The organism is Leptolinea tardivitalis (assembly GCF_001050275.1).
Lineage (GTDB): Bacteria > Chloroflexota > Anaerolineae > Anaerolineales > Anaerolineaceae > Leptolinea > Leptolinea tardivitalis.
Genome location: NZ_BBYA01000001.1, coordinates 202,460 through 221,692 on the forward strand (window position 1 = coordinate 202,460; position 19,233 = coordinate 221,692).

At 48.0% G+C, this 19,233-nt stretch carries 19 protein-coding genes and 1 tRNA gene; 9 read left to right on the forward strand and 11 right to left on the reverse strand.

The window, feature by feature from the left end; translation table 11 throughout:
- Positions 1-62: 62 nt before the first annotated feature.
- Complete coding sequence (locus LTAR_RS00965; RefSeq protein ID WP_062420262.1) at positions 63-2,054, forward strand: protein kinase domain-containing protein; 1,992 nt, start codon at positions 63-65, stop codon at positions 2,052-2,054.
- Here LTAR_RS00965 and LTAR_RS00970 read toward each other — a convergent pair whose 3' ends face one another.
- From LTAR_RS00970 to LTAR_RS01000, 7 genes are all read right to left on the reverse strand, one after another.
- Complete coding sequence (locus tag LTAR_RS00970) at positions 2,055-2,351, reverse strand: YgiT-type zinc finger protein (protein WP_062420263.1); 297 nt, start codon at positions 2,349-2,351, stop codon at positions 2,055-2,057.
- Entirely contained in the window at positions 2,344-3,108 is a 765-nt protein-coding gene (deoC, locus tag LTAR_RS00975; RefSeq protein ID WP_081419727.1) for a deoxyribose-phosphate aldolase, read from the reverse strand. The genes LTAR_RS00970 and deoC (LTAR_RS00975) overlap by 8 nt, the downstream gene beginning before the upstream one ends.
- Positions 3,105-3,743, reverse strand: a complete 639-nt coding sequence (gene lepB / locus LTAR_RS00980; protein ID WP_081419728.1) for a signal peptidase I — start codon at positions 3,741-3,743, stop codon at positions 3,105-3,107. Before lepB ends, deoC (LTAR_RS00975) begins: the two co-directional genes overlap by 4 nt.
- A 63-nt stretch (positions 3,744-3,806) precedes the next feature.
- On the reverse strand, positions 3,807-4,646 hold the full coding sequence (gene rsmA / locus LTAR_RS00985; RefSeq protein ID WP_062420264.1) for a 16S rRNA (adenine(1518)-N(6)/adenine(1519)-N(6))-dimethyltransferase RsmA: 840 nt from the start codon (positions 4,644-4,646) through the stop codon (positions 3,807-3,809).
- A complete protein-coding gene (locus tag LTAR_RS00990; protein ID WP_062420265.1) occupies positions 4,643-5,890 on the reverse strand; it encodes a resuscitation-promoting factor in 1,248 nt (415 codons plus the stop codon). The genes rsmA and LTAR_RS00990 overlap by 4 nt, the downstream gene beginning before the upstream one ends.
- Before the next feature lie 49 nt (positions 5,891-5,939).
- Positions 5,940-6,012: transfer RNA gene (locus tag LTAR_RS00995), tRNA-Phe, on the reverse strand.
- Between the two features lie 53 nt (positions 6,013-6,065).
- Positions 6,066-7,484 carry a protein kinase domain-containing protein gene (locus tag LTAR_RS01000; RefSeq protein ID WP_062420266.1) on the reverse strand — a complete coding sequence of 473 codons (1,419 nt, stop codon included), beginning with the start codon at positions 7,482-7,484 and terminating at the stop codon, positions 6,066-6,068.
- 187 nt (positions 7,485-7,671) lie between these two features.
- On the opposite strand from LTAR_RS01000, the gene LTAR_RS01005 reads away from it, so the two are divergent.
- On the forward strand, positions 7,672-8,031 hold the full coding sequence (locus LTAR_RS01005) for an STAS/SEC14 domain-containing protein (RefSeq protein ID WP_062420267.1): 360 nt from the start codon (positions 7,672-7,674) through the stop codon (positions 8,029-8,031).
- Positions 8,032-8,065: 34 nt separating this feature from the next.
- Here LTAR_RS01005 and LTAR_RS01010 read toward each other — a convergent pair whose 3' ends face one another.
- Complete coding sequence (locus LTAR_RS01010; RefSeq protein ID WP_062420268.1) at positions 8,066-8,929, reverse strand: hypothetical protein; 864 nt, start codon at positions 8,927-8,929, stop codon at positions 8,066-8,068.
- Positions 8,930-9,119: 190 nt separating this feature from the next.
- Between LTAR_RS01010 and coaE the strand changes: the two genes are divergently transcribed.
- Genes coaE through der form a run of 4 tightly spaced genes read left to right on the forward strand, consistent with a single transcriptional unit; the run spans position 9,120 to position 13,271 of the window.
- Positions 9,120-9,761 carry a dephospho-CoA kinase gene (gene coaE / locus LTAR_RS01015; RefSeq protein ID WP_062420269.1) on the forward strand — a complete coding sequence of 214 codons (642 nt, stop codon included), beginning with the start codon at positions 9,120-9,122 and terminating at the stop codon, positions 9,759-9,761.
- Positions 9,754-10,641 (forward strand): diadenylate cyclase CdaA, encoded by an 888-nt coding sequence (cdaA, locus tag LTAR_RS01020; RefSeq protein WP_062420270.1) that lies wholly within the window; start codon positions 9,754-9,756, stop codon positions 10,639-10,641. The genes coaE and cdaA overlap by 8 nt, the downstream gene beginning before the upstream one ends.
- 9 nt (positions 10,642-10,650) lie before the next feature.
- Positions 10,651-11,913 (forward strand): CdaR family protein, encoded by a 1,263-nt coding sequence (locus LTAR_RS01025; RefSeq protein ID WP_062420271.1) that lies wholly within the window; start codon positions 10,651-10,653, stop codon positions 11,911-11,913.
- On the forward strand, positions 11,910-13,271 hold the full coding sequence (gene der, locus LTAR_RS01030; protein WP_062420272.1) for a ribosome biogenesis GTPase Der: 1,362 nt from the start codon (positions 11,910-11,912) through the stop codon (positions 13,269-13,271). The genes LTAR_RS01025 and der overlap by 4 nt, the downstream gene beginning before the upstream one ends.
- Before the next feature lie 68 nt (positions 13,272-13,339).
- On the opposite strand, the gene deoC (LTAR_RS01035) is transcribed toward der, so the two are convergent.
- Positions 13,340-14,029 (reverse strand): deoxyribose-phosphate aldolase, encoded by a 690-nt coding sequence (gene deoC / locus LTAR_RS01035; protein WP_062420273.1) that lies wholly within the window; start codon positions 14,027-14,029, stop codon positions 13,340-13,342.
- 131 nt (positions 14,030-14,160) lie between these two features.
- The gene (locus LTAR_RS01040; RefSeq protein WP_062420274.1) at positions 14,161-14,877 is read right to left on the reverse strand and encodes a polyprenol monophosphomannose synthase; all 717 of its coding nucleotides are present in this window, start codon (positions 14,875-14,877) and stop codon (positions 14,161-14,163) included.
- 233 nt (positions 14,878-15,110) lie between these two features.
- On the opposite strand from LTAR_RS01040, the gene LTAR_RS01045 reads away from it, so the two are divergent.
- Together LTAR_RS01045 and mtaB are read left to right on the forward strand one after the other, a co-directional pair.
- Entirely contained in the window at positions 15,111-16,433 is a 1,323-nt protein-coding gene (locus LTAR_RS01045) for a tetratricopeptide repeat protein (protein ID WP_158423367.1), read from the forward strand.
- Between the two features lie 51 nt (positions 16,434-16,484).
- Positions 16,485-17,762: a tRNA (N(6)-L-threonylcarbamoyladenosine(37)-C(2))-methylthiotransferase MtaB gene (gene mtaB / locus LTAR_RS01050; protein WP_062420276.1), complete on the forward strand. Its 1,278-nt coding sequence runs from the start codon at positions 16,485-16,487 to the stop codon at positions 17,760-17,762.
- A 54-nt stretch (positions 17,763-17,816) separates the two neighbouring features.
- Here mtaB and LTAR_RS01055 read toward each other — a convergent pair whose 3' ends face one another.
- The gene (locus tag LTAR_RS01055; RefSeq protein ID WP_062420277.1) at positions 17,817-18,773 is read right to left on the reverse strand and encodes an L-lactate dehydrogenase; all 957 of its coding nucleotides are present in this window, start codon (positions 18,771-18,773) and stop codon (positions 17,817-17,819) included.
- A gap of 214 nt (positions 18,774-18,987) precedes the next feature.
- On the opposite strand from LTAR_RS01055, the gene LTAR_RS01060 reads away from it, so the two are divergent.
- Positions 18,988-19,221: a hypothetical protein gene (locus LTAR_RS01060; protein WP_062420278.1), complete on the forward strand. Its 234-nt coding sequence runs from the start codon at positions 18,988-18,990 to the stop codon at positions 19,219-19,221.
- Positions 19,222-19,233: the final 12 nt, after the last annotated feature.

Here is a 19,233-nt window from a genome sequence, read left to right on the forward strand (position 1 = left end):
TTGCATCTGGTTCAGGTATTGAGAATTCGGCATGAAACAGGCTGCCATACTACAATGAGATAATGAACAGCCTTGAACCAGATTATCTGCTGCATAACCGTTACCGAATCACCCGAATTCTGGGCAAAGGTGGTATGGGAACGGTTTACCTGGCAAATGACCTTACTCTGGAAAAGGTGGCGGCGGTCAAAGAAAATATTAATCGGGGAGACGATAGCGCAAATCAGTTCCTCCTGGAAGCCCACCTGCTTGCGGCACTTCATCATCCCAATTTGCCGAGAGTGACCGATTATTTCATTGAAGGTTCCTATCAGTATCTGGTGATGGATTATCTGCCCGGTGATGATTTACAGTCCATCCTGGAACGTGAAGGACGCCAGCCGTTGGAAAAAGTGCTGGTCTGGGCGGACCAACTGGCTGATGCACTCATTTATATGCATTCCTGCAAACCGCCAGTCATTCACCGTGATATAAAACCGGCCAATATCAAACTTCAAGAGGATGGTTCGGCAGCTCTGGTTGATTTTGGCATTGCCAAAGTGGCTGAAGCATCTCAGAAAACCTCAGCAGGAGCAATGGGATTTACACCCGGTTTTGCTCCTCCTGAACAAACAGGTGGTGGACATACCGGCTCTTTTTCCGATCAATATGCCCTGGCGGCCACAATTTACACGCTGTTGACTGGAAACCGGCCAACAGATAGTGTCAGGCGGGCTCTGGAAGGTGAACAAGTCAAGCCAGCCCGATCTTTGAATCCTGAGATTCCGGAAAATATCTCGGATGCTCTGCATGTGGCTCTGGCTTTGAATCCGTCAGACCGATTCTCGTCTGTTCAGGAATTTAAAAAGGCATTGCATGATCCGGCATTTCGACTTAATGATCGTGCAGGTCAATCACCTGCCTTGCCTGACAACAAAAATAGACCCGTCTGGTTTGTTCCGGCTATGGTGTTAATAGGATTTCTGGTTCTGGCGATTGCCGTGTTTTCTCTTGCGGCCATGTTTAAACTTGTGTCATCACCTGCCAAAATGGTCATACCCGTTGAAAGCAATCCAGTTCACGAGACGATCCCCATAGAGACCGTCCAACGGTCAGCTGTATACAATCCTCCCAAAACATCGACAGAGATCATCCTTTCAGAGACTCTGCCGGCTGTGAATTCTTCTGTCGTCCCCAGACGGATAGGGGGTGGTAAATGGTTGGCTTATTCGAGTAATCAGGCAGATGAAAAAAACTGGCAAATCTGGTTAATGCAAATCGGGTTGAATTCTGCCGGAAAACCCATTCCCCTGACTACCCGGCAGTTGACGTTTGATGCAGGAGATAAAACCACGCCTGCATGGTCACCTGACGGCAAATATGTGCTCTATTCGGCTCTGGGAGCCGGTGATCAAAAACAACTGGGTTTGGATATTTGGAAAATTCCTGTTGACGGCGGCCAACCAGTTGACATAACCAACAGGGAAGGGGATGATCTGTATCCCGCCTGGTCACCGGATGGAAAATGGATCAGCTTTTCCAATAACGGCCGTGAAGATGGTGTATCTCAGTTGTATTTTATGAATCCAGACGGGGGCGATCAAGAAAGAATCAGTTTAAATTACGAAGAAATGCAGGGCATCTGGACGCCGAATATGCAGAGCCTATTCTATGTGATTAATACCAATGGTCATCAATATTTTTATCTAAGGGATGCTGAAACAGCCTATAAAACCCCGCAACCATATGACCCGAATCAAGCGTTTGGTCGTTTGGGACAGGTCTTTGACCCTGCTTTTTCCCCGGATGGGAGTTTGCTGGCTTACACTCGCATCAAAGGGCGATTCAAGCAAATTGGTGTTGCCAGTTTCGCTCAACGAGGTGCTTCCACTTCACTGGTTACCACCAGCGGGCAGGATTATGATCCCTGCTGGTCGCCGGATGGAAGGTGGATTGCTTTTACGTCGGAACGTGATGGTATACCGCAAATATATATCATGACCGCCGCCGGTTTGTTGCAAACGAATGTGAGCCATATGTCAGCCCGGGAGACTGCCCCTGCCTGGCAGCCGTGATCATTCCGGGTGGGTGGAGCGGGGACGTTTTTGTTGCGGTTTCTTTTTATTAATGCGATGTTTTCGAACGGCGGGCGTTGGTTTTCCGGCTGTAGGGTTAAGCAATAGATTTAATTGAAATATTGCCTGCCCGTCATATTCACGGCGGCCGCAAACATCACAAACCCAGGCAGGAAAATCAGGCACAGTGATCAAATCTTCGTTCAACCAGGTAAGATAGGTGATCTTGCGATAGTGCATGATACCCGCCTGACATTCAGAGCAGGGGATACCGCGTGCTTGTAAATCGTCAACCATCGATACCTACTTTCAATTTTTCTGCATCCGCTGATATGAGGGCTGCCTTGCTGGTACCCAAACGGTCTGCACCGGCATGGATTAACGCCAGGGTTTTTTCGAGCGTATGAATTCCAGCAGAAGCCTTCACCTTCATTGTAGTACCCACGACACGCCGCATCAAATCAACATCTTCCACAGTAGCTCCGGCACTTGAAAAACCGGTGCTGGTTTTCACAAAATCAGCCTTACCGGCCTGCGCCAGAAGACAGGCTATGATCTTTTCATCTCTTGTGAGCAGCGAAGTTTCGAGAATCACTTTGATAATTTTACCTTTGGAATGCACGGCATCGGCAACGGCTGTAATATCGTCAAGTACTGCCTGATATTCTCCAGCTTTCAACTGGCCTACAGACAGCACCATATCAATTTCTGATGCCCCCATTTCTATATAGGTAATTGCTTCAAAAACTTTCGTCTTGGTTAAAAACCCTCCCAGGGGAAAACCGGCAATGCTTCCTACTGTGATGGTGCTGTTTTTCAACAGATCAGCCACCAATGGCAGATAAACCGGGTTTGTATAGACTCCGGCAATATTCCATTGCAAAGCTTCTGCACAAAGTTTCCGTACGTCTTCAGGTGTAGCCTCTGGTTTATGCAGGGCAGAATCCAGATACCTGGCCACCGGCTGCACAAGAGCTCCGCAATTCGCCGGCAAAGGGGGAAGCTCCCGGCTGTATTCTTCAGCCTGCGAAATAATGTCAGATATGTTTTTCATGGACCCTCATTCACAGCCGCTTTAACAATGTTCGGATGAGACAGGACATGGGCATTCTTCAATGGCCAATAGATGGCCAGTGCTTTACCAACGATTTTGTCCATTGTGACAAATCCCCAGGCATGAGAATCAGACGATTGATTGCGATTATCACCCAGAACAAATACAGCACCTTCAGGCACTTCCCATACGCCATTATACGCAGGGGGTGCAGCGATATATGGTTCATCCAGCATAAAATCATTGACACTGACTTTACCGTTCGTCACTTTCACTACATCCCCGGGGAGACCAATTAGCCGTTTAATGTAATCTTCTGTAGGCGAATAATGGAAAACAATGATATCACCGCGGCTCATGGCATTTAATTTATAGGCCATTTTATTAACGAGCAAGAATTCACCTGGTTCCAGGGTGGGGCGCATGCTGATATTTTCAACGCGGACCCGGGCTATGACTGTATCAATCAAAACATAGAGCACCACGGCAAGAACCAATGTTTGAACGAGTTCCAGCAAAAATGAAGCAAAAGGAGATTTTTTATAACCGGAAGCTGACTCAACAGATTGATCTGCCGTTGAGATTGGTGGTTCTAATGGTGCCGATTTCCCCTGTACGGGTTGTAAATTATCCATATGTTCTATATCGATTTTAGATCTCACCAATAGACTTCAAGCGCGATAGTGAGTTCATCTTTCTCAAGAATTTTTAGTTTCAAATACTTTTACCAGTTTCTCCCACTCGGGAATGGAAAGAGTTTCTGCCCGTCTCATGGGATCAATCCCGGCAGTGCTCAATAGTACCGCAGTTTTCTCTGGCTGTAAGGCCATTCCAGCCGATATGGAATTTCGCAGTGTTTTCCGTTTCTGACTGAATCCGGCTTTAATGACGCGAAAGAACAGGTCAAGCTGACCTTGTGAGATCAGCGGCTGGGGATGGATGTCTACCCGCACGCAGGCAGAATCAACAGCCGGAGGCGGATAAAATGCACCGGCAGGGAGCTTCCCGGTGATGGCTGGTTTGCCGTATACCTGAACACTCAACGCCAAAAGACTCATATCGCCAGGGGCGGCACAGATTCGCTCTGCCACTTCACGTTGCACCGTGAGAAACAGGCGAGCCGGTTTGATCGGAGATTCGAGAAGGTACCGGATAACCGCCGATGTGATGTAATACGGAATGTTCGCCACTACAAAATAACCTGGCTTAAGGGCGAGACCATCCAGTGGAATTTCCAGAATATCACCCTGAACAATGTGTACATTTTCACAGGGAGATAAGGCTTCATTCAGAACCGGGATCAGATTCTTATCAATTTCAATGGCTGTCACCTGATGGGCTGTTCTGGCGAGAGTCCAGGTCAGGCTGCCGAGGCCGGCACCAATTTCGAGGACATCCGTTTCTGGTGAAACACCGGACGATTGAACAATCTGGTTCAGGATGGACTGATCTAAAAGAAAGTTTTGCCCCAGCGATTTTCGTGGCTTAACATCAAACTTTTTCATCAAGGCAAAGTAATCTGGTGGTTGTATGGTCATGGCAGCACATCCGGTACGTTGGCAGGGGCAGGATTGAGGAAGTAAATCGTGACCGTCTGATGCCAATTTACAAAGTCTTCTTCTCCATAACCCAGGTCAATCCAATATTTGCCCGGAATACCCCCGCCGGTATCAGCCACAGTGCCCACTCCATAACCGGGGATATAAATCTGTGTTCCGGCAAAAATTTTGTACCAGGCAGGTGAAACGGCAATTACACCTTTTGCCAATGGGGTTCCACTGGCCGTTCCCGTACTGCAATGATCGTACCCCTGCCGGCAGGGGGAATACGATGTGGCATAAACCTCTTCTATGCGGTAGTAATCCAGTGATTCTGACCCGATATCCACCGACCGTACAACTGGTTTTGTTCCCACGTTGGTAATTTGCTTTACTGGTTCACGGACTAAAACTTTTCCCTCGTCGTTGCGGCTGGTTTCTTCTCCATTCGTAAACTTCACGCGTTGTCTGAAGATCTCCAATCCATTTTCTCCCGCCTGAACGATTTCGCTTTCGCCCTGATTCATGTCTTCTTTATAAACCGGTTCATTTTTAAATGCTACTGCACTACCCATCAACTCCATGACTTCGCTGTTTCTGAAAATCTTTATTGGTTTTCCAACGGGAACGGGTTGATCGAAGGCTGGATCGGTTGTATCGAGGGCGGTCAGGGCATATCCGGTTTCCGCCAATGCTTCACCAACTGTTGCGGCGGCGGTGCGAATCTGTCGTGTGGTTTTTCCATCCTTTACCGGCACGGAACGGGTGCTGTTAATTGTCACGTTAAGATCACCCACCAGAAGGGTATCTACCGATGGGTTAACTTTATCTACGGTTGTCAGGTGATAACCGGCTTCCCAAAGAGCCTGGCCAAGCGTGGCGGCTGAACTCAGAAACGAAGATTGTTTGTTGTTCTGGTTAACTGTGACACGGGATGCCGGGATGATTTGAATCACCCGGTTGGATGCAGGCAGCAAAGGTTGGTCGGGCAGGTAGCGTTGACCGTCTACCAGAATCCTGTCACCGGGGTAAAGCCGGATGCCGGCTTTCTGTAAAATGTTCCCCGGCCGCAAGTCAGCTGATCGAACCGGCGGAAGTCCACCGGTGGAACGTACCAGAATTGTACTGGCTGGCAGGTCGGCATTGGGATCATAAGTCATTAACCACAGGCCAATCAGACCAATACCCAGAAAAATACAGGCCAGTGAGATATTCTTTCCAAATTTCTCGAGCATATTTCGCATTGTAACATGCCGGATTATCAAAAACACCCGGATTAATCCGGGTGTTTAGTGCCGAGACTGGGAATCGGACCCAGGACACCACAATTTTCAGTCGTGTGCTCTACCAACTGAGCTATCTCGGCAAGTGGGTGTATTCTACATGAAGTAGGGGGGTGTGTCAAGCGATCAGGGAAATTTACGAGCTTTTCTTCCAGACACGCTTAAGCGCTGAAAGCATTTCCCCGGCATGTTGATACCTGTCTGCCGGGTCATTTTTTACTGCATGGTCAATGATCTCAGCAATTTCTGCCGGGATAGAGGCATCCCTCTGGCGAATGGGGATGATATCTCCATTTAAAATTACATCCAATGGATCTTTACCGTGACTGAAATTCCGGGGAAATTCACCGGTCAACAGGTTATACATGGTGGCACCAAGCGCCCAGATATCTGTTTCAGGCCGTGCATATTTAAAATCAATCACCTGTTCCCGGGGAATATATGGATAGGAGCCCATTGATGAGCCGGTGACCGTCATACCGCTCAACCCATTCATAATGAAGCTTTTCGATAAGCCGAAATCGGAAACCTTGGTTACCAGATTTTTCCCTGATGTACTGAGCAGAATATTCTGGGGTTTGAGGTCGCGATGGATATGTCCTTCATTATGGGCAAAGGTTAATGCTTCAAGGGTTTGCAGCATGGAAAGGATAAGGAAATTCGCCTGGACCTTCCCACCGCGTCGAAGGGTTTCCAGGTTACCTACATTGCAGTATTCCATCACAAAATAGAAGATACCATTCCGGTAACCAGATTCAATGAAATCCACCATATTATGGTGTTTTATGTTTCTGGCTTCCATTGTTTCGGCAAGGAAGCGTTCTTGTCGTTCAACGCTGGCTGCCGTTTTGGGCAGCATGAGTTTCAAAACCGCCTGTTTTCCAGTTGAACGATGATTGATCAGGTAGGATGCGCCGAATACCCCGGCACCCAACACCCTGACAATATCGAAATCTGAGAATTCAACAGGTTTTTCCAGCGTAAATCCACGCTTTATCAAGTTTATGGTGAAACTGCCGTCAGATTGCCGGATATGCCGGTTTTCTTCCAGGAATTGTTGCAGCAGGTCAAACGGGCTCGCATTTGCTGTCTTCTGGCAGATTTCGCAGATATAGGTACCGCCGCGGGCAGCGCCTATTTCGGTAGAGACATCCCGGCCGCATTTCTGGCATCGTACCGGACTGGTAACCAAATCAGGAGATTGAATCATGATATTAAACCGGGTATCTCCTGTTGTAATCACATCACCGTTCTTCAGGTCTACCCAGGGGAATTTGTAACGGGCAAGAGCTTGTTCCGGAGTCTCGTTGACATCCCTTCCGCCTACTTTTTTATTGTTTACATACGTCCCATTCAGGCTGCCCAGATCTTGCAGACGGACATTGGGAGGATTGACTTCCATGATGAAATGGTGGCGGGAAAGATAATTGTCATCTTCAATGCAGAGATGACAATCACTCATCCGTCCTACCATGAATGTGTCATGTTCTTCGTAAGAGAAAATCCTTTTTCTGCCCTGTGTGTTCGATACGTCGATCGTAACCTTTGCACCCATAAACCCCGCTCCTTCAGGATTTACTATTATAAGACCAATTGTATATTTTTTATCTCCACTTTCAAATTGGGGGTGTCATTTCACACTGTCATTTATCACAACTCAAAAATAACCATAAAAAAACAAATATAATCAAAGAAATACCGATTGCGAAAGCGATTCAATAATCTCACGCCGGGAGGAAAGAGTGACGCGAGTATTCGTGGAGCAATACACCAGTAAAGAAATTGTAAATGTTGATGTTTCAGGATGCAATCCAGAAGATTGCATTCAAGTATTGAATGAAGCGACCAGGTTGATCAAGGAAAAACCACGCAATTCGGTGTTAATCCTGGCAAATGTTCAAGATACCCATTACACAAAAGAAACCGTACTGGCCGTCAAGAATTTTGCCATGTCAAATACCCCGTATGTAAAAGGTTCAGCTGTATTGGGAATTGATGGAGCAAAACAGGCTATTCTGGCAACGGTTCGATTCTTAACACTTCATGAGATCAAATCGTTTGATACCCGTGAAGAGGCCAAAGACTGGCTGGTCAGCCTGTAACCCCCGTGATTTTTCAGGTAAAGCTGAATTGATTTTATCTGCCCAGTGCCCGGATTATCACAACCATCCAAAGACCTGCGACGGCACAAATTGTTTCTGTAGTTGATCCGGCAATTGCCAGCAGTGGACTGATCCATGAGTGCAGCAGCGCATACGGAGTGAGGCATGGAGAGGCTGCCATGGCGTATTCCACTCTATGTTTACGCATAGCCGCGGCGGTTAAAGCCAGCCCGATGGGGATGGACATGGGCCACAGGCTGGCATTCCCACCCAGCTCCAGGGCGGTAGAGAAGCGGAGCGGCCAAAAACCATACATCAGGAATGAAATCACGAAAGCCAGAGTAACCGGCAAAAACACCCTGAAAACTTCTCTTATCCGGCCTTTCTGGTAGGCTTCCACCAGCCAGAAAATACCCACTACCATACCTGTTTGAGGTTTTACTGCCAGTAGAAAAAGCCCGATTTGCGGCGGCAGGATGAATCCTAGAGCAACTATCCAATCAATATTTCCATCGAGCATCAGTTGAAACACAGGTGGTGATAACAGGATAAAAACGATACCAACGGGTCTGGCTCCAAATCGATGAGCTACAAGCACCAGTATAACCAGTGTGGCGACTGTCAAGATAGCACGACCGACTGCTTCGGGTAATAGGAGCAGAGGAATCATGGGGATCAACACCCAGGGAGCGTTATAAAAGATCGGGTTATCAAATGGATTTTTCCCCTGGATCATGGCCAATGCCCCAGGGCGGTACAGGTTATGCCAGTCTGGCGCTTCTGGCAGAGTAAACGTTAATAGAATAACCAGACCGATGAATAACAATAGGCCAACGAGTATTGTTGATCTGTTTGACGTATGTAAAACAGATTTCCATTTTTCTACAATTTGATTCATCTTGTGATCCCGAAAATGAAATAATTCGTGTATTTGAGTCTGCAAGTTACCTGCCAGCTGTGTTGACATACATGGACAAGAATATAGACAATTTTTATGATACCGGGTTTGACTTTCATCTATACCACGGCTAGAATCAAATTACCTTAAGATAACCGCGGGTTGGTCTCGTTCCTGCAACGGATCCACTATGACTAAATGGAATAATAAATTTATTATTGGCCTCACCGGGAATATTGGAACAGGGAAAAGTGAAGTCAGAAAGATTCTTCAGTGCCTTGGGGCACTGGGTATTGATGCAGACCTGATCGCGCGGCAAGTTGCAGAGCCCAACGGAAGCGCCTACGGTCCAATTCTGACCCATTTTGGCCCGGAATTTACCACACCTGACCAACGCCTTGACAGGGCAGCCCTGGCTAATCTTGTATTTCGCCAGCCAGAAAAATTGGCGGAATTGGAGAACATTATCCATCCGCTGGTTAAGGCTGAAGTGGATAGGATCATTGAGGAAACCACATCCCCCGTAATTGTTATTGAAGCCATTAAGCTGATTGAATCCAGCCTGTCAAGTCAATGCGATGAACTCTGGGTAACCGATGCTCCTTTGGAAATTCGACTGGCACGATTAACACTGTTCCGGGAAATGAGTGAGGAAGATGCCCGCACACGCATTCAGGCGCAGGCTCCGCAGGAAGAAAAATTGAAACTGGCTACGGTAATTATTCAAAATGACGGCACACTGGAAGACCTGCTGCTTCAGGTGAAGCATGCCTGGGAGACCCATGTTCCTGATTCATTCCGTCTGGCCATACAGGATGATAATTGTGTCTGAGTTTCTAAGCCAGCTTCTATTTCTTGTTCAGCGTCTGACCTGGTTGAGTGTATTAGATTTGACTTTGGTCACGTTGATCTTTTTTGCCATTCTACTGGTAGTGCGGGATACCCAAGCAGTGACATTGTTGCGCGGGGTGGTCTTGCTGATTATCCTGATCAGTTTGATGACCAGCTTGATCAATCTGCCGGCATTTTCCTGGCTGGTGAAAAATGCCCTCCCAGTTTTATTACTCTCCATACCTGTTATTTTTGCACCAGAGATCCGGCGTGGTCTTGAGAAGTTGGGTAGAGCAGGTGGTGGTCCTGCCGGGATGCTTTCGCATCAAATTCCCGGCACAGACGGATCCCTTCAACAAACCGTCAAAGCTGTTACCACAGCCTGTGCCCGGCTTTCCGCCCGCCAACACGGAGCATTGATCATTTTACAGCGCGGCGATTCCCTGAGAGATTATATTCAGACCGGTGTTGTTCTTAATGCCCGGGTTTCACCTGAATTATTAATGCAGATTTTTTACCCGAATACACCTCTGCATGATGGTGCCGTAATTATCTCCAATAACCTGATTGTAGCCGGATCATGCGTCATGCCGTTATCTGCCTCCGGTATTCTTAACCGAACACCTGACCGCCAGATGGGACTTCGTCACCGTGCCGCTCTGGGTATTTCAGAAGCCAGTGATGCGGTGGCTGTGGTAGTCTCCGAGGAAACCGGGTCGATCTCCATTGCTCACGGAGGCCGGATGATCCGCCGCCTTGACAGTGAACGCCTGGAAAACATTCTTCTGGCTTTTTACCGGCCGGAGGAGTCATCTTCGCGTAATAGTGGATGGTTGAAACGTGTTCTGCGTATTCCATCCATCAAACAGCCAGAGGATTAGTCCTGCCAAATGCAAAAAATCACCCGCTATATTCCCACTTTTCTTCTAGCATTGGCTTTATCTGTTGCGGTATGGATTTTGGCCATCACAGCAGAAGACCCGGCTGAAGTGCGTGCATATCCATACCCGGTCTCTATTGAAATCATCGGGCAGGATCCTAGCTTTCTGTTGACCAATGAACCGGCTAAAACTCTGACCATAAACCTGCGAGCTCCCCGTTCTATCTGGACGAACCTGCTTACAGATAAATCCTCTGTCCGGGCTGTGGTTGACCTATCTGGCATGTCGGCCGGTCCGCATACCGTGCCTGTTCAGATACAAATTGCACAAAGGCCGGTTGAAATCGTAAGCTATTCTCCGTCTAATGTGGATGTCAAACTTGAACCGCTGTCTAATCGATCTCTACCGATAACACTTGTAGTGCGGGGTGACCCGGCTGTAGGGTTCAGGGCAGATACGCCTGAGATGAATAAAACCAGTACCATCGTTAGCGGGCCTGAAAGTACGGTCAAGCGTGTACAGGTGGTACGAGCCGTTCTGGATCAATCACAGGCTCATGAGGATATCGAACAGACAGTCACCTTGCAGGCATTGGATAACAATGATCTACCTGTGAGCGGCGTGACACTTAACCCTGACCGGGTTCAAATAACCGAAAAAATCATCCAGCGCGGCGGTTACCGAAATGTGGTTGTAAAAGTGGAAACGACAGGTATTCTGGCCAATGGATACCGATTAACAAATATTTCCGCCTATCCACCTTCTGTCACCGTATTTTCAACCGATCCAAAAATTGTAGACAGCCTGCCGGGGTATGTTGAGACAATTCCCATAAACCTGGCCGGTTTGAAAGAAGACAAGGACATGCGCATATCCTTAAACCTGCCGCCAGGTGTCTCCATCGTGGGTGATCAGACGGTGAACGTTCAGGTCGGGGTATCCACGATCGACAGCAGTGTCACTTTGAATGGAATGCGAGTGGAGATAATTGGTGTCGGGCAGGGGTTGCAGGCTAAACCATCTCCGGAGTTTGTGGATGTGATCATTTCTGGCCCGATCCCCTTGTTGGATAACCTGCTGGCCAGTGATGTGCATGTCTACGTAGATATGACGGATGACCTGGCAGGCACGTATCAGCGGAAACCGCAGGTGGAAGTGAGAATTCCGGATTTGAAACTCCAATCCATCATTCCGGGTTCTATTCAGATCACTTTAGAGAGTAAAATAACCACCCTTACCCCAACTATTCCAAATGGAAAAGGTCCTGAATGACAAAACCTGTTGTTGCCCTGGTCGGGCGCCCAAATGTGGGAAAAAGTACTCTCTTCAACCGGTTATCCGGTGAACCGCGGGCTATTGTTGATAATATCCCCGGAACTACTCGCGACCGGCTGTTTGGTGAATCTTCCTGGAATGGAATTTCATTCGACATTATCGATACCGGAGGAATTGATCCTTCCAGCTCACGCAAAGATCCATTATCCATAGGTTCTTCTGATTACATCAAACAAATCCGTTCACAGGCTGAAATGGCTGTGCAGGAAGCAGATGTGATTCTGTTTATCACCGATGCCTCAACGGGTGTGACACCTGCGGATATTGAAGTAGCTGAAATGCTGCGACGCAATCAGAAAGAAGTGGACGGACGTTTTCGACCGCCGGTTCTACTGGTGGTCAATAAAGCGGATTCTGCCGGATTGCGGTCTAATGCGGTTGATTTTCACGAACTGGGTATGGGGGAACCTTACGCCATTTCGGCTGTTCATGGAACTGGTACCGGTGATCTGCTGGATGCCCTGGTGGCGGAATTCCCGGAAGCCGTGGAAGAGGAAGAAGACGATTCCATCAAAGTCGCCATCGTCGGAAAACCAAATGTGGGGAAATCCAGTCTGCTAAACAGACTGGCCGGGGAGGAAAGGGCTATTGTCAGTCCAATTGCCGGCACCACCCGCGACGCCATCGATACACAAATTGAATACAACGGGATCAAACTTACTCTTATCGATACAGCCGGCATCCGCAAGCGTGGGAAAGTGGAACCCGGAGTTGAAAAATTCAGTGTCATCCGGTCTATGCGTTCCATAGAAAGGGCTGATGTGGCCATTCTGGTTCTGGATGCCACCGAGGGATTAAGCGCACAGGATGCCCATATTGCCGGATACATCGTGGAAGCCTGGAAAAGCGCCGTGGTGGTGGTGAATAAATGGGATGCTATTGAGAAAGACACCTATACGATGGCACAATACACTGCCAAGATACAGGAAGACTTGAAGTTTATGGATTATGTGCCGATCCTGTTTATCTCAGCCAAAACCAACCAGCGGGTTGACCAGGTACTTCCCATGGTCATCCGTGTACAGGAAGAGCGTCTTGCCCGGCTGACCACTTCACAACTGAATCGGATTATTCAATCAGCACAGGATGCGCATGCTTCACCGGCACACAAAGGCCGCTCCCTGCGCATGTACTATGGAACACAGGTACGCAGCGATCCGCCGACGTTCCTTATCTATGTCAACGATCCAGCCCTGGCGCATTTTACCTACATTCGCTATCTGGAAAATGCCATTCGGAAGGAATACAACTTCATAGGCACACCGATTCGCGTAATCATGCGGCCGCGCCGCTAGAATGATTAAAAACGAAGGCGTACCTCAATACGAAGTACGCCTTTTTGTTGTTTACTCAAAAACAAATACTAATAACCGCTTTTAATTTCGGCGCCTTCCATAATTTTTACACCGCCGCTCGTGCCAATACGCGTGGCCCCAGCTTCAATCATGGCCAGAACATCTTCACGGGTGCGAACACCGCCGGCCGCTTTAACGCCCATATCCGGGCCAACTGTTTTGCGCATAAGGGCAACATCAGCCACTGTAGCGCCGGCTGAATTGAATCCGGTAGAGGTTTTCACAAAATCGGCACCAACTTCCTTGCAGATCTGGCAGGCTTTGACTTTTTCGTCATCGGTCAGGAGGCAGGTTTCAATGATTACTTTGACGATGACTTTATGGGCATGGGCAGCCTTGACCACGGCAGCAATGTCTTCTTTTACCAGAGCCAGGTTGCCAGATTTCATAGCACCTACATTCATGACCATATCAATTTCTGAAGCACCAGCGGCAATAGCCTGTTCAGTTTCGTAAGCTTTAACTGAGGGCAGGGTGGCACCCAGGGGGAAGCCGACCGTACTGCTCAATTTGACATCTGTACCTTTCAACAATTTGGCGCACTGGGCGATATTGGTGGCATTCACGCAGATGGCTGCGAAGTTGTATTTTATGGCTTCTTCACATAATTTGGCGATTTGTGGAACAGAGGCTTCCTGTTTCAATAATGTGTGATCGATATATTTGGCGAGTTGGGCAGAAGTCAATTTAATAGTCATTTGATATTCCTCTTTCCAATAATAGGGTGTGAAATAATTCTATACCTCTCGGTATTACGTGTCAATTTGATATGAACAACACTAGACCTCCTGGCAACCAGAAGGTCTAGAATTCGAGATTTTTTACGAAATTACAGATCCCGGTACATACCGGGTAATTGCCACACGCGAACAGCGGCTTCAAGTTGAATACGGATTGACATTTTGGATTGGCCCCAGCGCCGGTCGGCGAAATAAATGGGGATTTCACTGAAATGGAAACCCAATTTGGTGGCTACGTAGACCATTTCAACCTGAAAGATATACCCGTTTGATCGGATTCGGTCCAGTGGCATGGCATTGAGTGTGCTGCTTTTCCACAGACGGAAGCCGCCGGTCACATCGCGGAGCTTCAAACCAAGAATTGTGCGTGCATAAAAATTCCCGAATCCTGAAAGAGCCTTCCGCCAGAGGGGCCAGCGTTCATCCAGTTTGCCGCCTGTCACATATCGGGAACCGAGTGCCATATCGCAGGTTTCGAGGGCTTTTACCAGTTCAACAACTTTTTCCGGTGGATGGGAAAAATCTGCATCCATCTGCCCAACGGCTTCCGCTCCGTTTTGAATGGCTTTCTGGAACCCTTGAATATAAGCGGAACCCAACCCCAGTTTGCCAGCCCGGTGCAATACACTGACGCGTCCGTCATATTTCTTTCCGAGTTCTTCGGCAATATTACCGGTTCCATCCGGGCTGTTATCGTCTACCACCAGAATGGAAAGATCTGTTAGTGGAAGATTGAAAAGCTTTTCCACCAGAATAGGCAGGTTAACTGCCTCGTTATATGTGGGAATGACAATAGTTGTTTTCACAATATATCCAGTACAAAAATAGTGACTTCATCAAGTAGGTGGCCTTACTCTATCACAGCGGTTAATCAGTGTCAAGAAATGCCGGGATACCGGCAAAGGCGGGTGTCTTTTATAATGGAATGGTGAGACCCATTTTCCAAAAATTTCTAATCGTTCTCTTTCTGATATTGTGGGGGGTATTCTGTCAGTTTGATAATCGGATTTCAATACAATTACGACAGGCCGACCGCCTTATGACGGCAGGACAGGGTGAGGCAGCCGAGTCCATTTTGTTACATATACAGAAAGCTGAACCCTGGCGAAAGCTGAATTGGTCTCGGCTGGCCGGGCTTTATCTTCAGCAAGGGAAATGGGATAAGGCGGAACGTGTGCTGGAACCGCTTGAAAAAAGACAGATGCTGGATTCAAATGGATGGTTAACCCTGGCATCAGTCTATTTGCACGAAGGCAAAGAGGATGAGGCGGAGAAAGGTCTTATAAGGGCTGTCTCAAAATCTCAAACAGTAGATGAATCGCAGTCGTCCGCTGGTGCATTAGTGCGTTTTTATCGATCAAAATTCAGGTTTGCAGAGGCTCTGACCGCTTTACGTGGTCTCTCCAAGAACTATCCAGAAACGGAAAAAAGCAGGGCTGAGGAAATATTTTTACAGACGGTTTTACAACCCGAAACCGGACTTGCTGAATGGGTTGCCTGGTCCGATAAGCCAGAATGGATGCAGGTGTGGGGACAGGCCATGAATGACGGAATCCGTACCGGGGATGAAACTATGCGTTGGATGGCTTTTGGCCGGGCTTACGGAGCCGCGGGGCAGTGGGATCTGGCGGAATACTGCCTGGCAAAGACTGTCGAGATAACCCCGGATTACGCGGAAGCCTACGGGCTTCTGGCTGAAGCCCGGCAACAACAGGGTAAAGACGGCCGCCCGGATATCGAAAAAGCCCTGCAGATTTCACCGAAATCAACAGTCGTCCGACTCCTATCGGCCATTTTTTATCGGCGTCAGCATGCCTATACAACCGCTGTTGGTTTGCTGCAAGAGAATATCGATAATGAACCTGATAATCCCATCTGGTTCCAGGAGATGGGTCAGACACTGGCTGAAGCAGGACGGCTAGAGGAAGCAGAAATGTATTACCAGAAAGCCATCGATCTGACTCCAACAGAAGTTTCCCGATATTTATCGGCTATAAAGTTCCATCTTCAATATGAATATCGGATCGATGAAGCGGCGCTACCTCTGGCGTTGCAGGCTGCCGCTCTGGAACCAGACAGGGCGGATACCCAGGATGCTCTGGGTCAGGTCTATTTTGCCCTGGGGGATCTGACCAAAGCTGATGCTGCCTTTTCAACAGCGTGTCAAAAGGACGGAAGGTATGTGCCGGTCTGGCTCCATATCGGTCAATCTGCCATTGCCCGGAATAATTTTGCGCAGGCAAAAGATGCTCTTTTGAAAGTTATCTCGATGGACAAAGAATCCACTGAAGGCCGGGTGGCCGCCCGATTGTTGAAACAGTATTTCGCTATTGGCGATGGCGGATCGGAGTCGCCAGATTGAGTGTGTTAAAATTCGCCTTCTGCATAAGACTGACTTTTTTATCAGGTATGTATGAAAGTTTTTTTTGATACAGTTGGCTGCCGCCTGAACCAGAGTGAGATTGAACGCATGGCGCGGGAATTCCGTTTCGCCGGTCACACCATTGTTGGAAGCATGAATGAGGCTGATCTGGTGGTTGTAAACACCTGTTCGGTTACTTCACAGGCAGCTTCCGATTCGCGGCAAAAGATCAGACAGGCTGCGCGGATTTCACCCCGAGCTCAGATCATCGCCACCGGATGCTGGGCTACACTTGAACCGGATGCTGCTGCAGCCTTATCTGAATATACCCGTGTGGTTTTGAATGATAAGAAAGATGAATTGGCCGGGAATTTTCTGGGATTTGATTATGCGGCCATGGATCTCTCTTTGATCGAACGGGAAACCCTCCCCGGAACCAGGCACCGGACTCGGGCTTTTATAAAAGTTCAGGATGGCTGTGATGCCTTCTGTACGTTCTGTGTCACCCGGATTGCCCGGGGAAAATCACGTGGAGAGCCGGTTGACCGTATACTGGCCGATGTGCAGTCTGCGCTGGCTGGCGGGGCGAAAGAGATTGTGCTTACAGGTGTTCAACTTGGTTCCTGGGGAAAACATTTTTCCGAACCGAAGAATCTGTCAGAACTGGTCAGGTTAATTCTGGGGGAGGCAGATGTTCCGCGGCTGAGGTTTTCGTCCATTGAACCATGGGATATGGATGCTGAGTTTTTCCGTCTGTTTGATGACCGCCGAATCTGTCGTCATCTGCATATTGCCATTCAATCCGGATCCGCTGCAACCTTGAAACGCATGGGGCGCCGGATAACGCCGTCAGAATTCATGATGTTGCTGGACCAGGCCCGTCAAATTGATGACAACTTTGCCATCACCACTGATGTGATCGCCGGGTTCCCCGGTGAGACCCTCGCAGAATTTGAAGAAAGCCTGGATTTCATTCAAAAGGCTGCGTTTTCAGGGGGACATGTTTTTCCGTATTCTGCCCGGCAGGGTACACCGGCAGCCAGTTTCCCGGACCAGGTTCAATCAAAGGAACGGAAGATAAGAGCCGCCCGAGTCCGTGATGTGCTGGCTGAATCTACAAAACACTATCAACTTTGCCAGGTGGGTAAAACAGTCCAAGTTCTGTGGGAAGTTGCCCGGCCTCAAGATGGTGGATACATTCTGGATGGATTTTGCGAAAACTATGTCAAAGTGCGCGCTTTTTCACGAGAAAAACGCATCAATTGTATTGACTCTGTTCACCTTGAAGGAGTAACCACATCAGCTATAAGCGGAGACATCTGCCCGTAGAAAAAGCGGCCCCAATTTGCTGAACTGGGACCGCTCTGATTAGGAAAAAGTCGATCAGAATTTGATGGTGCCGATGGTGTCTTTTAACACTGAAGCTGATCGTTTTAATCCGGCAATCTCTTCTTCATTGAGATCCAGATGAATGGTGCGTTCAATACCACCCTGGTCAATGACACTGGGGAGGCTCAAATACACATCCTTAATGCCGTAATAATCTTCAATATATGTAGAGACGGAAAGGACAGTGGCCTGATCGCGCAATATGGCTTCAACAATGCGCATTAACCCCGATGCAATGGCATAGTATGTGGAGCCTTTGCGGGTAATGATTTCGTAAGCGGCATCACGGGTTTGAGTGAAGATGGATTCCAGACCTTCCTGCCTGCAGCCCATATCATTCGCAGCGCAGTAATCTGGAAGGCGCATGCCGGCAATATTGGCCAATGACCAGACCGGGACTTCGCTATCCCCATGTTCTCCAATAATATAAGCATGGACACTGCGGGGATCCACTTCAAAAGTTTGACTGAGCAGGTAGCGGAACCGGGCGGTATCGAGAATCGTGCCGCTGCCAATCACCCGGTTGGCGGGCAATCCGGAAAATTTCCAGGTGGCATAGGTTAAAACATCGACCGGATTTGTGGCCACAAGAATGATTCCACCTGGATTGTTTTTTACAACATTTTCTACTATGGATCGGAAAATTCCAGCATTACGTTGGATTAAATCCAACCTGGTTTCTCCAGGACGCTGGGCGCTGCCGGCTGTTATCACGGTAATTGCCGCACCGGCACAGTCCTCGTAACTGCCTGCCCAGATTCGGGTAGGGGAATGCATGGGTACCGCATGATTAAGGTCCATGGCTTCCCCCTCTGCCTTACTTACATTGGCATCAATCAACACTATTTCTGATGCCAAACCACTCATTAATAGCGCATATGCAAATGTTGCGCCAACGTTTCCAGTTCCGACAACGGCTACTTTTCTGGGATGGTGATTGGTTAGAACCATATTTGGAACCTCCGGGTAATTTATTCTATATGGTTGATCCGAATGAATTTATCCTATTTATTATATATAAATAAGATAAACAATATCTATTATACACAATTTCTTATATTGTGTAAATCTTCCAAGATTTTATTAATCATAGATCGATATATAATTTAATAATTCGAAATATTCGGGTTGTTGACAACGTAATTTTCATCATGAAAGGGGATATATGACAATACCACCGGTAACAGCTGATATTTGGAAAGAATTGATTCTTCGTAAGAAAGTATTTGAATTTGATTACCTTGCCCTGCAAATGCTGCTGGGCAAACTAGCGACCGATGTTCAGAAAGATCCTTCGCCCGCAAAAATCGAACAATCTGTAAGCCGCCTTTATGAATTGATGATCCTGAATCAGAATAATCCGGCTGCCAGGCGTGATTTACAGAAATTGAATGCTTAGGGGGAAATAACC

Excerpts from the sequence above, each read along its gene's own strand:
- rsmA (WP_062420264.1), bottom strand. The coding sequence starts at position 4,646 with ATGACCATACAACCACCAGATTACTTTGCCTTGATGAAAAAGTTTGAT.
- coaE (WP_062420269.1), top strand. The coding sequence starts at position 9,120 with ATGACTAAATGGAATAATAAATTTATTATTGGCCTCACCGGGAATATT.
- LTAR_RS01010 (WP_062420268.1), bottom strand. The coding sequence starts at position 8,929 with ATGAATCAAATTGTAGAAAAATGGAAATCTGTTTTACATACGTCAAAC.
- LTAR_RS01055 (WP_062420277.1), bottom strand. The coding sequence starts at position 18,773 with ATGGTTCTAACCAATCACCATCCCAGAAAAGTAGCCGTTGTCGGAACT.
- lepB (WP_081419728.1), bottom strand. The coding sequence starts at position 3,743 with ATGGATAATTTACAACCCGTACAGGGGAAATCGGCACCATTAGAACCA.
- LTAR_RS00965 (WP_062420262.1), top strand. The coding sequence starts at position 63 with ATGAACAGCCTTGAACCAGATTATCTGCTGCATAACCGTTACCGAATC.
- deoC (WP_062420273.1), bottom strand. The coding sequence starts at position 14,029 with ATGACTATTAAATTGACTTCTGCCCAACTCGCCAAATATATCGATCAC.
- LTAR_RS01000 (WP_062420266.1), bottom strand. The coding sequence starts at position 7,484 with ATGGGTGCAAAGGTTACGATCGACGTATCGAACACACAGGGCAGAAAA.
- LTAR_RS00990 (WP_062420265.1), bottom strand. The coding sequence starts at position 5,890 with ATGCGAAATATGCTCGAGAAATTTGGAAAGAATATCTCACTGGCCTGT.
- mtaB (WP_062420276.1), top strand. The coding sequence starts at position 16,485 with ATGAAAGTTTTTTTTGATACAGTTGGCTGCCGCCTGAACCAGAGTGAG.
- LTAR_RS01025 (WP_062420271.1), top strand. The coding sequence starts at position 10,651 with ATGCAAAAAATCACCCGCTATATTCCCACTTTTCTTCTAGCATTGGCT.
- LTAR_RS01045 (WP_158423367.1), top strand. The coding sequence starts at position 15,111 with ATGACGGCAGGACAGGGTGAGGCAGCCGAGTCCATTTTGTTACATATA.
- LTAR_RS00970 (WP_062420263.1), bottom strand. The coding sequence starts at position 2,351 with ATGGTTGACGATTTACAAGCACGCGGTATCCCCTGCTCTGAATGTCAG.
- deoC (WP_081419727.1), bottom strand. The coding sequence starts at position 3,108 with ATGAAAAACATATCTGACATTATTTCGCAGGCTGAAGAATACAGCCGG.
- LTAR_RS01060 (WP_062420278.1), top strand. The coding sequence starts at position 18,988 with ATGACAATACCACCGGTAACAGCTGATATTTGGAAAGAATTGATTCTT.
- der (WP_062420272.1), top strand. The coding sequence starts at position 11,910 with ATGACAAAACCTGTTGTTGCCCTGGTCGGGCGCCCAAATGTGGGAAAA.